Raw genomic sequence first — 14,365 nt, 5'->3', positions numbered from 1 at the left:
TTATTTAATCAAAGCAGGTTGTACCCATTTAAACTCAAAAACTTCTTCGGGAACTACCAGTCTTTCACTAATACGTTGCATTCTAGCCGGTAATTTCATTACAAAATCCCGTGCTTTTTCAGCTTCATCATTAAGATCTACTAATTGGTCTATTTCCCATTTGTCAATTAGTCGCTGCATAATATCTATATAATCTTGAGCTGTATAGACTCCTAAGCGTTGAGCAGCATTAGAAAACTCCTCAAAGGCTGTACCGATTGCGTTTCCGGATTCTCTTAAAAAAACCGCCGGCATCACAATTTTATGTTTCATCATATCACTAAATGCAACCATCATCTGGCTTGGATCCACTTCGAAAATGTTTTTGACAAAATCACTATAGGCATTGAAATGACGCATTTCGTCACCAGCGATAATTTTGCACATTTTAGCTAGCGATTTATTTGAATAACCTTTTGCCAACTTAGCAACCCTACTATGAGAAATATTAGTAGCTAGTTCCTGAAAACTTGTGTATATGAAGTTTTTATATGGATCTCTATCTGTTCCAATATCAAAACCATCATTAATCAAATGTTGCGTCGTACGCTCCACCTCTATCATATTTACTCTTCCTGACAGATACAAATATTTATTTAAAACATCTCCATGTCGGTTCTCTTCGCTAGTCCAATAACGCACCCATCTAGACCAACCGTTTCCTCCTTCTCCTTCATGCTGATTAATTCCTTCTACGTCCATTAACCACGATTCATACGTAGGAAGCGCTTCTTCAGTAATAGTATCTCCTACCAAAACTACCCAAAAATCGTATGGAAGTTCTTTAGCTAACTCTCTTAACTCTTTTACCTCATCAAAGAACGTATCTTCATTTTGTGAATCTGGCAAAAAGTCGGTTGGTTGCCATACCTTGTCTATTGGAATTAAAAATTTATCTATGAAAGATTCTATCTTCTTTTCCAATAACTGCATTACCTCTAATCTAATATTGTCTATCGCCATGACTATTTTATTTACGTTTTTATGGTAGAGATCACTCTCTTTTCTGTGATATCGAGTATTTCTTCTGTGGTTAAACTTTCTCCATCAACAGGCTCTTTTACTTCCAATGTAAGGTGCAACCCAATTCCCATTGGGAAATTACCAAATCTCACAAGTTTCCAACTATTATTAATAGTAACAGGTACTACTAAGGCTTCCGGGGCATTTTTAAATAATATTTTTAGTCCTGTAGGAGCAAATTGTTTTGGTTCACCATTTCTGCTTCTGGTTCCTTCTGGAAAAATTACGGCCGAAAACTTATTTTTTGCAATAAACTTTCCAAATCTAGAAATTTCGGGTATCGATTGTTTTGAATTCTTTCGGTCTATTAACGCATGTCCACCGTGCCTCAAATTAAAAGAAATACTAGGTATTCCTGAACCCAGCTCAATTTTTGAAATAAATTTAGGTTTGTGCCGACGCAAATACCAAGATATCAAAGGAATATCAAACATACTTTGATGATTAGAAACAATAATCAAAGAACGATCTTTAGGCAACTTATGTTCATTCTTAAAACTAAAAGTCACTCCCAAAAAATGTAAACAACGTAACAAACAAAGGTTCATTAAATTGATCATTCCTCTATGACCTTTTGCTCCTCCTAATTTGACTCCTAGCCACTGCAGTGGATGAAAAATTAACAGTGTTAATCCAAAAAACAAATAGAAAACTATTGAAAGCGGATACGAAACGATCCTTTTTAAAGCCCCCATACCTTCTCTTAGCAATTAATAATTTTGACTTGTGTTACTGTAGTGCAAGGTCTGATATTATTTTTAGTTAGCCAATTGTTTAGCACATAAAATTACAATCTATAAAACATTAATAGACCATTCTTAACTCATTTATCCTCTAAAACAAAAACCGTCTGCAATTGCAGACGGTTTTAATATTTTTTACCCGAAATCAGGAAACTCTTAACAATGCTGGTTATAAGCGTCTTTAAGGTTTTCTGCGATCATATCTGCCGGTCTTCCCTCTATATGGTGACGCTCTAACATATGAACTAATTCTCCGTTTTTAAACAACGCCATCGATGGTGAAGAAGGAGGAAATGGGATCATATATCCTCTTGCTTTATCGGTAGCTTCTCTGTCTACACCTGCAAACACAGTTACTAAATTGTCAGGTTTTTTATCATTCGTCAAAGAAGCTTTTGCGCCCGGTCTTGCGTTAGCTGCAGCACATCCACAAACTGAATTTACAACCACCAACGTGGTTCCTTCTTTTGCTATAGCCGCTTCTACATCTGCTGCTGTCTGTAATTCATCAAAGCCTATACTAGTTAGGTCCTCGCGCATTGGTTTTACTAAATCTGCTGGATACATATTTCTTAACTATTTTTTATTTAAAATTTCAATGTAAAGATACAAATAATGTACCACATCGGTGTTACTGCCAACTAGTCGTAAAAGGTTTCAAAAACCTTACTTAATTATTTTTAGTAACAAAACTATCTAGAGTCTTACTAATCTAATATAAACGAAATCGTGTAAATAATTCAATTATCTTTACACCCTCAAAATTGACGATGAATGATTAAATGGATTGCCGCATTAGTTGGAGGTATATTTTTTAGATTCCCCGGAGCCATATTGGGTTTTATACTCGGCAGTCTACTGGATGCCACAAGAACTAAAGGTAGTGGTGGATTTACCCAAGTATTTACTCAGGAAAAACAGGTAAGTCCTGGGGATTTTGAACTGAATTTGCTTTCGCTTTCATCGATTGTTATAAAAGCCGATGGTCGTGTAAATCAAACTGAGTTGGACTATGTTCGCCAATATTTTGTAAGTGCTTATGGAAAAGAACGTGCCAATGCTACTTTTAGAACATTTAATGAGATTATAAAAAATCGAGAGATTTCTGCTCAGCGCATATGCATGTTTCTTACCCAACGTACTCGATATGCAGCAAGGTTGCAAATTCTTCATTTTTTGTTTGGAATCGCCAATGCAGACGGAAGCGTTAGTGAAGCTGAGGCAAGAGAAATTCAAAAAATGGCTGGTTTTATGCGCGTCAATTTTAGTGATTTTGAAAGTATCAAGGCTATGTTTTTTAAAACAGGTGGTCACGCATACAAAATATTAGAGATTGAAAAAACCGCTACTGATGCCGAAGTAAAAAAGGCCTATAGAACAATGGTCAAAAAATATCATCCCGATAAAGTACAGCATATGGATCCGGTGCACATTAAAGGCGCCGAAGAAAAATTCAAAGAAGTACAGAAAGCTTATGAGCAAATCCAAAAAGAACGCGGCTTGATATAATTTATAGATCTCTTTCAGAATACAAGTATTAGTTGTAACTTATTTGGTTCAATAATTGATGCTAAAACAACCTATGCATAAGCTAGTATTTTTTGTTTTTATAAGCCTACTATTGATTTGTAGCTCTTATAGTCAGGATTTTGACAGCATTGACGCTATTGTAGATCGATATCCCAAAAAATTTAAAACTTCTAAAAAGCTCGCGGATCAAATTGCCAAAGATTTTGATTCTGAGTTAGATAAAGCCAAAGCATTATTTTCATGGATCACAAAAAATATATCTTATGATTATAAAGAATCCGGAAAATATTATACCGATTACGCCAACTCTTATAAATCAGTACAGCATAATCCTTTTCCTAGTTTTAGATCCGCAAATTATATGGATTACGATAAATCAAAATCCGGGTCGAAGAAACATTTAAAAACCGAAAAAAAATATAGAGAGAAAATTTCTAAACGAGTGATCTCTAACGGCACCGCTGTTTGCGAGGGATACACACAACTATTTAAAGAAGTGTGTGATCACCTAGGCATCACCTGCTTTTATGTTTTAGGGAAAGCTAAAAATCAAATTAGTCACATAGGAAAAGACTATCGTATTGACCATGCCTGGAACATTATTGAAATTGACTTTAAAAAATATCTAATAGATGTTACCTGGGGAAGCACAGGATATTATGATATCAAAACCAAACAGTTTGTTGAACAGCCTAATTATTTCTATTTTGGAACGGATCCAGAGGATTTTATAAAAGAGCACTATCCGGATTTTTATGAGAACAGTTTGTTAAAAGAACAAATTAGTAAAGAAACATTCTCTAATGCTCCTTTGTTCTTTAATCACGAAAAATCTCAGGATTTTTCTTTAATACGTCCCTTAGAAGGAATTCTAATAAAAGAAGACGATACTATAAAGGAGTTTGTTGTCGAGTATGATCAACCTATTTTTTCGATTATATATTTAATTAATAATAGACAATTCAGTTATCGTGGAGAATTAGAATATCAAGAGGGAAAAGTTGGGTTTAAGATTGATTTATCTGCAGTTCCTAATGCCAAAGAACTCACGATAGTAATTAATGAAATCCCAATGGTTGGTTTTAAAATAGAATAGCTTTATTATTTTTTGAATAATCTGTCCCAAACCATCTTCACAAATTTACCTGAAGGCATTGTAGACATAATCTTGAGATCTTCCAGGAATGAAGTTTCTTCATCTAAGAATTTTAATATTTGGGTGGTTTTATTTCTCTTAAATAATCTTGAGAACAAAGCAGCTCCATTTTGATTTTCTTTCGATAAAAGATCCAGAAACAACAAATCATAATACCAAAATTTAGTTCGCTTATCAAACCTTGATAGATCATCATTTTTTTTAAGAAACTTGATAAGCTCCCCGACTTTCTTTTCGGTATTCCTAAATGTAAACCCGGTACTTGCTTTTGTCCATCCACCAGCTGTTCCTATATGCAGTATGTTTTTAGAATTTTGTTTTCTAAACTCGTAACAAGTCATAGGGATACATCCTTTTTCTTTTTCTATAACTTGGTACTCTTTAATTCCCTTGGAACTTAAATAAATTTCAATTTCTTTTTCATATTCTTCCTCTTCTAGGAGGTCTTTAGAAAACAAAGTGTACTCAAACAAGGCTTCAGTTTTAGAAAATGGCAATACATACATAAAACGAGTATTCCCTTTCTGATCTAAATCAAAATCCATAAAAGTAGCCGTTTCTTCATCAAAAGCAGGAGTTTTGGTCTTTATAAACCATCCTATAAAATGCTGATTTAAAAGCGGATATTTTTTCTGGTTCTTAAACTCTCGAGACAACAATACACTATTAAATACTTTATTACCTAAATACTTTCTTTGATCCGTTTCTACCTCCACAATATTTCCTTCATCCACAAATCCTATCAAAGTTTCCTGAACTATTGTGATATTAGGTTTCTGATGCAAAAACTCAAAAATAAAATTATAAAAATCCCCACTGCGTATGAGTTTATATTGATACGGCAGAATGTTTCCCGTATCCGAAAAATGTTTACTTCCAAAGAAAATATGATTCCATTTTTTAGAGACAATGGTATCCCAACTTCCTTTCTCTTCTTCCCAAAAACACCAGGTTCTATCATTCTGATTCTTTACTTCTTTATCAATTAACAGGACTTGTTTTTCATCAAAATAAGAATCTATCATCATGAGATACGCCAGCATCAAACCTGATGCTCCTGTGCCTATAATGATATAATCATATTTCTGCATCTAAAAGAATAAAAAAGTCGTAAAAAAGATAAAAATAGCTATGAAAATATGAATAGACACAGCGTATTGCAAGGTTTTATGGATTTTTTGAAACAAAATGAGGGCAATGAACGCAGTGGCCAGCCATCCGATATAATTCTGTAAAGGAGCCGTACCATCCTTAAATTCCCAAAAATCAAATCTAGGAGCACAAACTTCAATAATGACATCCAGCGCCACCATCAACACAGCTCCAATGAATGAGGATACTATAATATTATGATGTATTTTCTTTGAAATAGCTGCTGTACAATACACCAATAAAGTCCAATTTACTCCGATAATCCAAGGTACTCCCCAAATTTTAATCCCTAAATTTTCACCATATTGATAATCTCCAAAAATCAATCCGTGGTTTACACCCAAGTATTCTGTAATCATTCCGATACTAAAAGGAATAAGCAATGCCAAAATTAGAGTTAAATTAATTTTGGAATTCCAAAGGATCAGTGCCAAATACAATAACAAATTAAGTGGTGTCAATGACAGGAACCAATCCTGATAGCCAATTAAAATTCCGATAATTCCAGATATATTGAATAACCAGATGAGTATGATCGATATAAGTAACTTTCTTTCTGGACGCATTCTTTTTTAGGGTTTAAAATCTTTCTGTATTAATTCTGAAACTATTTTACCGGAAAGCAAACATAACGGAATTCCACCACCTGGATGTACGCTGCCTCCGCAGAAATAAAGATTCTTAATACTTTTTGAAAAATTTGGATGTCGCAAAAAAGCTGCGTATTTATTATTGCTACTGGAACCATACAACGATCCTTGGTAGGATTGGGTGTTACTTTCGATACTTCTTGGATCCAGAATCTCTTCAGTTTCGATCAATTCTTCAATATCCATTTTTAATAATTTTGACAGTTTATTGAGAATATTTTTCCTGGATTTGTCTATTATTTTGTCCCAATCTTGTCCTTCATTACCCGGAACGTTGATCATCACAAACCAGTTCTCGCAACCACGAGGAGCATCATTTGATTCATTTTTTACGGTAATATTGATATATACCGTTGGATCATCAAAAACCTGTTTCTTTTCAAAAATATATTCAAATTCTTCTTTGTAGTTTTTCGAGAAAAAGATATTATGTAAATCTAGTTCCGGAAACTCTTTTTTAATTCCCCAATAAAAAATCAATGCAGAACTTGATCTTGGTTGTTTTAGGGTTTTTTCGGGCGATTTTTGATTAGATAACAACTTTCGGTATGTAGGCACCACATCCATATTTGATATTACTAAATCTGCTCCTTTCTTTACGCCATCCACAATAACTGCTGTTGCCTTTTTATTGTTTGTGACTATTTCATCCACTTTGGATTTAAAATGAAAGGTAACACCTAAATCCGTTGCTAATTTGTATAAACTTTTAGTGATGCTATGCATCCCTCCCTTTGGAAAAAAAGTTCCATAGTATTGTTCTAAATGTGGAATCATTGACATGATACCAGGAGTAAGGTATGGAGAAGAACCATTATAAGTAGCAAAACGATCAAAAAACTGAACTAGCCTAGGATCCTTAAACTGCTTTGCATTCAAGCCGTGTAAATTTTTATTAATTCCCAGACTGTTGATTCTTGTAATAGCTCTTATGGTATCTAGAGATAAATAGGTTGATAATTTATGTAGTGATTTATTGAGAAACAAGGAGGATGTTAGATCATATTTGAGTTTACTGTTTTCGAAGTATTGCAAAATCTGAGCATTCTCTACATCAAATGTCTTTTCGGCTTCTTTTGCAAATTTTTCAGTATTTGCCAATGCCTTAAATTTAGTCCCATCTTCATAGAAATAGTTACAAACCACCTCTTTTTTTTCATACTCAAAGTAATCTTTAACATTCTTATCTGAAATAGTGAATAATTCCTCCACAAACTGCGGCATTGTAAATAACGAAGGCCCACAATCAAAACGATAACCTTTGGTACGAATTTCGGTTAATTTACCTCCCGGATAGGAATTTGATTCGTACACCTCAACCTCAAAATTTTGGTTACGTAAACGAATTGCCACAGCCAATCCCGCAATACCGGATCCTATAATTACAACTTTCTTATTTGACATATTCTGAGCATAAAGATATTCGGAAAAATTAGAAAGTGATCATATTTTCGATAATTTGGTATGGTTTTTTATATACCTTTAACATAAACTTAATCGTATACTTGATATTTATAAAAATTTGAAGCATCAAGAAATTAAAATAAGAGAATTAAAATTATCAGACACTTCAAGACTGGCCGAACTTGCTAATAACAGTAACATTTGGAATAATTTGAGGGATTATTTTCCGTATCCATATAAAGAAAGTGATGCAGAGCTCTTTATCAATCATGTACAAACACAAAATCCACAACAAAGTTTTGGAATTGAGTATAATAATGACATTTGTGGTGTAATCAGCTTGATCATACAAAGTGACGTTTATCGCAGATCCGCTGAAATAGGCTATTGGATTGGTGAACCTTATTGGGGAAAAGGAATTGCTACAAAAGCTGTAGAATTAATAACCAGATATGGGTTTGAAAAACTAAATTTAATTCGAATCTATGCAGGTATATTCGAAAACAACATCGCATCCATGAAAATACTGGAAAAAAATGGATATATAAATGAAGGTATTTCTCTAAAAGCTGTTGTAAAAAACAGTGTCCTACTAAATGAACATAGGTATTTTATAGTAAACAAAAACTATCAATAAAATAAATAACAAAAAACTATGAAAAGATTAATTTACATACTTCTATTGCTTAGCCCACTATATATAAAGGCTCAAGATAAATCAGAAAAAGTAAAGCCTCCTCAAATAATTACCAAACTTAAACCCGGTAAGACAATCAATTTTAAAGATTCAAGTGTTAAATTCTTGAAAGTACTTGAAGACTCTCGTTGTCCAACTGATGTAAACTGTGTTTGGGCAGGACAGGCAAAAGTCCTAATTGGCATCTATGAAAATAATACACTTTTAGAAGAAAAAGAAATCATTATAGGAGCAAAAGGGATTAGACCAACTAGTCCAAAAGAAATTTTAAAATCCGGTGATAAGTTTGTTTATGGATATAACCTCAGCCCATATCCTTCAGGTTCTAAAAAAACAGATCCCACAGATTACTATCTAGAGTTGCTCGTTAAATAAATGTTACAACCGCTATCGGTCTTTCTTTATTTAGTTTATTTGCTAGATGATTTCTAACCAAGCCAGAGCACATATTGCATTATTAAGTGTGAATATGATCTATGGTGCAAATTATCTTATTGCCAAAGGATTAATGCCTGATAAAATCGGCCCTTCTGCTTTGGTTTTCCTTAGAATCAGTGGAGCCGGACTCTTATTTTTTATACTTAGATTCTTTGTTAAAGAACAAGTACAAAAAAAAGACATTCCTCGATTGCTTCTTTGCGGACTTCTAGGAGTCGCCACAAATCAGTTCTTTTCTATGAACGGTTTAAGTTTAACTTCTCCTGTAGATGCTGCTATTATTGTTACAGCAATGCCCATCTTTACGGTAATTATTAGTTATTTTCTATTAAAAGAGCCCTTAACACTAACCAGAATTCTGGGTATATGTATTGGCGGCAGTGGTGCCGTTTTATTAATTTATTTAGGGAACTCTGGTTTAGGAACAGGATCATTAAAAGGAAATATATTTATCGGAATTAATGCTTTAGCCTTTGCATTCTATTTGGTTATTGTAAAACCAATGATGGTAAAATATAAACCTATCACTGTTATTGTTTGGACTTTCTTCTTTGGATTTATCTTTATGTTCCCTTTTTGTATCGGACAATTACTGGAGACCAATTTTGACACTTATCAAACTTCTAATTGGATATCTCTGTTATATGTGGTTATGGGCCCAACATTTTTGGCATATTTATTAAATATGTTTGCATTACAATATGTAAAACCTACCGTTTCCAGCAGTTATATCTACGTACAACCTGCAGTAGCCATGTTATTAGTAGCTGGTATGGCATATTTTGTGATAAATAGTCAATATAAAGGAGATATTACCGTTGTAAAACTACTATGCTGTATTTTAATTTTTGTGGGGGTGTATTTGATTAGCAGCAATCGTTCCTTACGAAGAATACCAAGAAAATAGATTACATCTTCAAAAGATGTTTTGTAAATAAACTAAGAGGCAACACAACTCCGATTCCTAAAACTGAATAGAGAATTCCAAGATTCAGAAAAAAATATGAAGCTACAAAAACAAGAAGAAGAAACAGTACAAATAACAACCCGCCTTTAAGGTCCGAAACAAATTGCTTTCTGTTTACTTTATAATCAAACCAATACGCTGTTAGGATAATAACAGTAGTCATAGTTCACTGTTAATGGCAACCACAATCATTTTTACCACAAGAGCCAGGTAATTTTTTATTTGCAGAAGAAACCTGAGGCTTCCAAAAGAATTTTTTAATCAAAAATCCTATTGCTAAGGCAAATACTATAAGTACTAATATGTTTTGGATAAGAATATTCATATTTAATCAGTCGATGAAAGATACAAAAACTTATTTTTTATTTTAAAATTTGATATGCTACGAGCGCCACACTATATGCTAAAATACTCATAAACACAAGCTGTACCATTGGCCATTTCCAGCTATTGGTTTCTCGCTTAACAATAGCCAATGTACTCATACATTGCATCGCAAAGGCATAAAATAATAATAAAGATATACCACTAGCCAAATTAAATAGAGGCGCACCAGTTACCGGATTTACCTCAGCGGCCATTCTGTTTTTTATGGTTTCCTCTTCATCACTACCAACACTATAAATTGTTGCCAGTGTTCCCACAAAAACTTCTCTTGCCGCAAAAGAGCTTATAATTCCGATTCCTATTTTCCAATCATATCCCAGAGGAGCCACAACTGGTTCTATAGCCTTACCTGCATAGCCGATAAATGAATACTCTAATTTGTAAGAAGCTATCTTCTGATCTAATTCTTCTTGAGAAAGATCAGCATATTGAGAGGTCACTATTTCTTTAGCGTTGCTAAAATTTTCATTTGGTCCAAAACTCGCCAAAACCCATAAAACTATAGAAATCGCTAAAATTATTTTACCTGCACCAAAAACAAATGCTTTTGTCTTTTCTACCACATTAATAACCACATTTTTAAATAAAGGTATTTTATAACCCGGCATTTCAATAACAAAGTAGTTTTTGCTTTTGATTTTAAGCATCTTATTAAGCAGCCACGCAGATCCTACAGCTGCTCCAAAACCTATGAAATATAGCAACATGAGTGTAAGACTTTGGTAACTAAATATCCACCCAACTTTTTCATCCGGTATTACTAATGCAATGATAATTAAATACACCGGTAACCTTGCAGAACAGGTTGTAAAAGGCACAACTAAAATAGTAATAAGACGTTCTTTCCAATTTTCTATATTTCGGGTAGCCATCACTGCTGGAATTGCACAGGCAGTTCCTGAGACTAACGGAACAACACTTTTTCCGCTTAAGCCAAATCGACGCATTACCCGATCCATTAAGAACACTACACGACTCATATAGCCACTTTCTTCTAGTATGGAAATAAAAAGAAATAAAAATGCTATCTGGGGTATAAATATGACGATGCCTCCTAGTCCCGGTATGATACCATCCGTAATCAAATCTACAAAAGGTCCGGATGGTAAAATTGATTTGGTGGTTTCACTTAGCCAGGCAAATCCTTCATCAATTAGATCCATTGGATAAGATGACCAGTCATAAATCGCCTGAAAAATTAATAGTAATATGGCAAAGAAAATAAAATATCCCCAGAACTTATGAGTCAAAACTCTGTCCAATCTCGCTCGCATTCCTGTTGCCGCTCGTTCATCCACAACCAATCCTTTTTTAAGTACGGTATTAATGAACTGATATCTTTTGATCGTTTCTTTTTGTTGAAATCGCTTCAATTCACTTTCGGATTTAATCTCAAAATCGGGTGTTATTGAAGGTTTCTTTTTGTCAACTTTTCTGAAGTTGACATCTTGGGTAATTACTAGCCAAAGTTTATAAATCGATTGATTAGGAAATGCTTTCTTCAGCCTTTCAAAATATTCTGGAGCAAAAGTCAAGGCATCAACACACGATTTGGTTGGTAAAGAAGTATGAGAAAGAATTAGTTTTTTAAGTTCATCAATACCTTGATTTTTTCTGGCACTTACCAAGGCTATTTTGGTGTTTAATTCTTTCTCGAGTAAAGGAATATCTAATGAAATCCCCTTTCTCTTCATACGATCCGCCATATTAATAACTAAAATCGTAGGGATCTCTAAATCCTTTATTTGAGTAAAAAGGAGTAAATTTCTTTTAAGATTTTCTACATCACTCACTACAATCGCTACATCCGGAAAGTCTTTATCTTTTTTATTAAGTAAGATTTCTATGACTACATTTTCATCTAATGACGATGCATTAAGACTATACGTTCCCGGTAAATCCAGTATATGTGCTTTTACACCACGAGGTAGTTTACAAATGCCTTCTTTCTTCTCTACAGTAATACCCGGATAGTTACCGACTTGTTGGTTTAATCCTGTTAGCAAATTAAAAACAGATGTTTTACCTGTATTTGGGTTTCCGATAAGTGAAACTTTAATCTGCTTGGCCATAAAAAATAATTCGGTTAAATGATTTCAATCTCAATCTGTGAAGCAATTTCTTTACGTATGGCAAGATGACTACCATTAATTGTTAGGTACATAGGGCATTGGAATGGTGCAGTCTGCAACAACTGAACTTCATTACCCGGCAGACATCCCATTTCTAATAACTTAAGTGGAATGATATCTGAGGTTATTTCCTTAATCAACCCTCGCTGACCGCGTTTGAGATTTGCAATAGTTGTCTTCAAGTGCTTATTTAGATTAATTTTAAACAAGGCAAAAGTAGTGGAAAAATATGTATTGGGAAAGCTATCTTTTAGAAAAACCTTTTACAAATAGTTAAAAAAATCACCAGAACTACTTCCTTTTTAATCGTGCTTCTTTAAAACAACCGTTTTTAACCCTACACCTAATAGGGCAAATAACCCAAAATGCGTCCGGAATCTTTGAATTTCAAAATTTTCGGATATCCAGACGCCACCCTCCTTGTAATTTCATCCTGTCTAAATTTAGCAAAGGCGGAAACTGAAAAGCCTTGAAACAGAGTAGGTATCGTAACTCATAAAACCTTACAATAATGAGAAAATTAAATATCAATATATGGATGTATTCATTTATATTACTTCTGATCTCCTGTGAGAAAACAGATATACATGAATCGAAAATCAATAATTCAGAACAGCTTACTAAAACTTCAGATACCGAAGCTAAGATTACCTTGTCTAACGGAAATACTATTCGTTTTCATAAAATTGATGATGGAGAGCTTCAAGGCGCTTTTATTCTGGAAGAAAGTGATTGTAATGAATGTTCTGTACTGAACAATATTACCAAAATCGCCGGAAAAGAATTATCTGAGCAAGAAGCCTTCTGGGCACTTTCAGAACCAGGAACTGAGATTCCAACTTTTCTGCAACTAAAAAAAGATGTGATCGCTGCTAAAAATATTGAACTACAAGACCAAGGATGGGCAAGAGGTGTTGCAGTAGAGTTCCCTATTGGAAATGAAGGAATTCCCCGTAGAGTAATTGCTTGCAAGAATAGTGATTTTACCAGCTCTATTGCATATGGGTTTTTAGGAACTCCGGAATTTGTGGAACTGGATAAAACTCCAAACAATTATAACGGATTTGTAAACGATTGTGCCAGCGTGCCCGCATCTTACTGCAGTAAAGGTCCCAGATATAAGCTACATGCCGTGATGAATAAAATCAATAAGTGGAAAGGTAAAATCTGTGCAAAATCTGTGCAAAACAGTTCTAATGACCATTATTCATCAAATATTTCGGGTGGGTATTGCCAAAGCCCTCCTTGTAGTTCCTATGTGGGTCCTGAACTGTATTTTGAATACTATGCCAACGGAAAATGGAAGTCCATGAAAAATCCTAATGGGGCATATCCTGAAGGTTTTGAGGTTCCGGCCAACGCAACTAAAGTATATACATATTCTTGGAAAACCACAAAAGATACCTCATTTCGTCTACGTGTAAAAAATGCTATGGGTCAGGATCAATTTGATTTTATGATGGATCGAGAAGATGTGGTTATCGAAGATGATGACGATGATAATGGTGGTGGAGGAAATGATGGAGGTAACGGAAATGATGGTTCTGTGATTCCAAACTATATAAGCTTAAGTAGCGGGGATAAGATGATTGTTGATTTTACTTCTTTGGCAGACGATCAACCGAATCCAGAAATTACCATTCCTACTTTTGCGTTAGAAACTTATTTTAATAACGAAGGTGGTATTGTGATACCCGATACTTTTTGCGAAATTAAAATTGTAGAAGCTAGTAGTTTCGAATGGATGAATAGCAGCAACCAGGTTGTAGCAGATAATATGTTTAATCAGGTTCCTGATTTATACAATTATGAAGAATATGATGAATTTTATGCTCTGGGTGGAATTCAATTTACCGGACCTTTGGACAATTGTGATGATAATCCTGTGAATTGGGATTTTCAATTTCCATTATCCAATAACAGTCCAACCATATTTACTGAATCTCTTAAACTGGTAATTCAATTAAATTCTAATTCAGAAGTGACTTTTTTAGAATAAATATTTAAGTTTTTTACTAAAACCTAAACATTGTTCTCTGCAGTGTTT

At 34.0% G+C, this 14,365-nt stretch carries 14 protein-coding genes; 6 read left to right on the top strand and 8 right to left on the bottom strand.

The annotated features are described in order from the left end of the window. The 3 genes from ACFSR1_RS14115 to ACFSR1_RS14105 form a co-directional block, all read right to left on the bottom strand. Complete coding sequence (locus ACFSR1_RS14115; protein ID WP_378293555.1) at positions 1 to 1,002, bottom strand: acyl-ACP desaturase; 1,002 nt, start codon at positions 1,000 to 1,002, stop codon at positions 1 to 3. 11 nt (positions 1,003 to 1,013) lie between these two features. Further along, positions 1,014 to 1,772 (bottom strand): lysophospholipid acyltransferase family protein, encoded by a 759-nt coding sequence (locus ACFSR1_RS14110; RefSeq protein ID WP_378293553.1) that lies wholly within the window; start codon positions 1,770 to 1,772, stop codon positions 1,014 to 1,016. 189 nt (positions 1,773 to 1,961) lie between these two features. After that, positions 1,962 to 2,372, bottom strand: coding sequence for a BrxA/BrxB family bacilliredoxin (locus tag ACFSR1_RS14105; RefSeq protein WP_378293551.1), 411 nt, complete (start codon positions 2,370 to 2,372; stop codon positions 1,962 to 1,964). Positions 2,373 to 2,579: 207 nt separating this feature from the next. On the opposite strand from ACFSR1_RS14105, the gene ACFSR1_RS14100 reads away from it, so the two are divergent. Both ACFSR1_RS14100 and ACFSR1_RS14095 read left to right on the top strand, forming a co-directional pair. Beyond that, positions 2,580 to 3,314, top strand: coding sequence for a TerB family tellurite resistance protein (locus tag ACFSR1_RS14100; RefSeq protein ID WP_378293549.1), 735 nt, complete (start codon positions 2,580 to 2,582; stop codon positions 3,312 to 3,314). A gap of 73 nt (positions 3,315 to 3,387) precedes the next feature. After that, complete coding sequence (locus ACFSR1_RS14095; RefSeq protein WP_378293547.1) at positions 3,388 to 4,431, top strand: transglutaminase domain-containing protein; 1,044 nt, start codon at positions 3,388 to 3,390, stop codon at positions 4,429 to 4,431. Between the two features lie 5 nt (positions 4,432 to 4,436). On the opposite strand, the gene ACFSR1_RS14090 is transcribed toward ACFSR1_RS14095, so the two are convergent. From ACFSR1_RS14090 to crtD, 3 genes are read right to left on the bottom strand one after another with little or no spacing between them, the layout of a single operon-like run. Then, complete coding sequence (locus ACFSR1_RS14090) at positions 4,437 to 5,582, bottom strand: lycopene cyclase family protein (RefSeq protein WP_378293545.1); 1,146 nt, start codon at positions 5,580 to 5,582, stop codon at positions 4,437 to 4,439. Then, positions 5,583 to 6,209: a carotenoid biosynthesis protein gene (locus ACFSR1_RS14085; protein ID WP_378293543.1), complete on the bottom strand. Its 627-nt coding sequence runs from the start codon at positions 6,207 to 6,209 to the stop codon at positions 5,583 to 5,585. A gap of 6 nt (positions 6,210 to 6,215) precedes the next feature. Further along, a complete protein-coding gene (gene crtD / locus ACFSR1_RS14080) occupies positions 6,216 to 7,697 on the bottom strand; it encodes a 1-hydroxycarotenoid 3,4-desaturase CrtD (protein ID WP_378293541.1) in 1,482 nt (493 codons plus the stop codon). 118 nt (positions 7,698 to 7,815) lie between these two features. Here crtD and ACFSR1_RS14075 point away from each other — a divergent pair, with 118 nt between their 5' ends. Genes ACFSR1_RS14075 through ACFSR1_RS14065 form a run of 3 tightly spaced genes read left to right on the top strand, consistent with a single transcriptional unit; the run spans position 7,816 to position 9,739 of the window. Continuing rightward, a complete protein-coding gene (locus ACFSR1_RS14075) occupies positions 7,816 to 8,334 on the top strand; it encodes a GNAT family N-acetyltransferase (protein ID WP_378293539.1) in 519 nt (172 codons plus the stop codon). Between the two features lie 18 nt (positions 8,335 to 8,352). Then, positions 8,353 to 8,769, top strand: coding sequence for a hypothetical protein (locus tag ACFSR1_RS14070; protein ID WP_378293537.1), 417 nt, complete (start codon positions 8,353 to 8,355; stop codon positions 8,767 to 8,769). A gap of 46 nt (positions 8,770 to 8,815) precedes the next feature. Continuing rightward, complete coding sequence (locus ACFSR1_RS14065; RefSeq protein ID WP_378293535.1) at positions 8,816 to 9,739, top strand: DMT family transporter; 924 nt, start codon at positions 8,816 to 8,818, stop codon at positions 9,737 to 9,739. Between the two features lie 422 nt (positions 9,740 to 10,161). On the opposite strand, the gene feoB is transcribed toward ACFSR1_RS14065, so the two are convergent. Both feoB and ACFSR1_RS14055 read right to left on the bottom strand, forming a co-directional pair. Beyond that, positions 10,162 to 12,258 (bottom strand): ferrous iron transport protein B, encoded by a 2,097-nt coding sequence (gene feoB, locus ACFSR1_RS14060; RefSeq protein WP_378293533.1) that lies wholly within the window; start codon positions 12,256 to 12,258, stop codon positions 10,162 to 10,164. A 14-nt stretch (positions 12,259 to 12,272) separates the two neighbouring features. Next, positions 12,273 to 12,500, bottom strand: coding sequence for a FeoA family protein (locus tag ACFSR1_RS14055; protein ID WP_378180781.1), 228 nt, complete (start codon positions 12,498 to 12,500; stop codon positions 12,273 to 12,275). Between the two features lie 329 nt (positions 12,501 to 12,829). Here ACFSR1_RS14055 and ACFSR1_RS14050 point away from each other — a divergent pair, with 329 nt between their 5' ends. Then, positions 12,830 to 14,317 carry a hypothetical protein gene (locus ACFSR1_RS14050; RefSeq protein ID WP_378293531.1) on the top strand — a complete coding sequence of 496 codons (1,488 nt, stop codon included), beginning with the start codon at positions 12,830 to 12,832 and terminating at the stop codon, positions 14,315 to 14,317. The last annotated feature ends 48 nt before the right edge of the window (positions 14,318 to 14,365 follow it).

It is taken from the genome of Aquimarina rubra (assembly GCF_042684305.1).
Lineage (GTDB): Bacteria > Bacteroidota > Bacteroidia > Flavobacteriales > Flavobacteriaceae > Aquimarina > Aquimarina rubra.
The sequence above is the reverse complement of the archived record's forward strand: the minus strand, read 5'-3'. Positions and strand labels throughout refer to the sequence as shown.

What these genes read in the sequence shown, in the direction of transcription:
- ACFSR1_RS14105 (WP_378293551.1), bottom strand. Translation starts at nt 2,372, where the DNA reads ATGTATCCAGCAGATTTAGTAAAACCAATGCGCGAGGACCTAACTAGT.
- crtD (WP_378293541.1), bottom strand. Translation starts at nt 7,697, where the DNA reads ATGTCAAATAAGAAAGTTGTAATTATAGGATCCGGTATTGCGGGATTG.
- ACFSR1_RS14100 (WP_378293549.1), top strand. Translation starts at nt 2,580, where the DNA reads ATGATTAAATGGATTGCCGCATTAGTTGGAGGTATATTTTTTAGATTC.
- ACFSR1_RS14050 (WP_378293531.1), top strand. Translation starts at nt 12,830, where the DNA reads ATGAGAAAATTAAATATCAATATATGGATGTATTCATTTATATTACTT.
- feoB (WP_378293533.1), bottom strand. Translation starts at nt 12,258, where the DNA reads ATGGCCAAGCAGATTAAAGTTTCACTTATCGGAAACCCAAATACAGGT.
- ACFSR1_RS14070 (WP_378293537.1), top strand. Translation starts at nt 8,353, where the DNA reads ATGAAAAGATTAATTTACATACTTCTATTGCTTAGCCCACTATATATA.
- ACFSR1_RS14115 (WP_378293555.1), bottom strand. Translation starts at nt 1,002, where the DNA reads ATGGCGATAGACAATATTAGATTAGAGGTAATGCAGTTATTGGAAAAG.
- ACFSR1_RS14085 (WP_378293543.1), bottom strand. Translation starts at nt 6,209, where the DNA reads ATGCGTCCAGAAAGAAAGTTACTTATATCGATCATACTCATCTGGTTA.
- ACFSR1_RS14090 (WP_378293545.1), bottom strand. Translation starts at nt 5,582, where the DNA reads ATGCAGAAATATGATTATATCATTATAGGCACAGGAGCATCAGGTTTG.
- ACFSR1_RS14065 (WP_378293535.1), top strand. Translation starts at nt 8,816, where the DNA reads ATGATTTCTAACCAAGCCAGAGCACATATTGCATTATTAAGTGTGAAT.
- ACFSR1_RS14095 (WP_378293547.1), top strand. Translation starts at nt 3,388, where the DNA reads ATGCATAAGCTAGTATTTTTTGTTTTTATAAGCCTACTATTGATTTGT.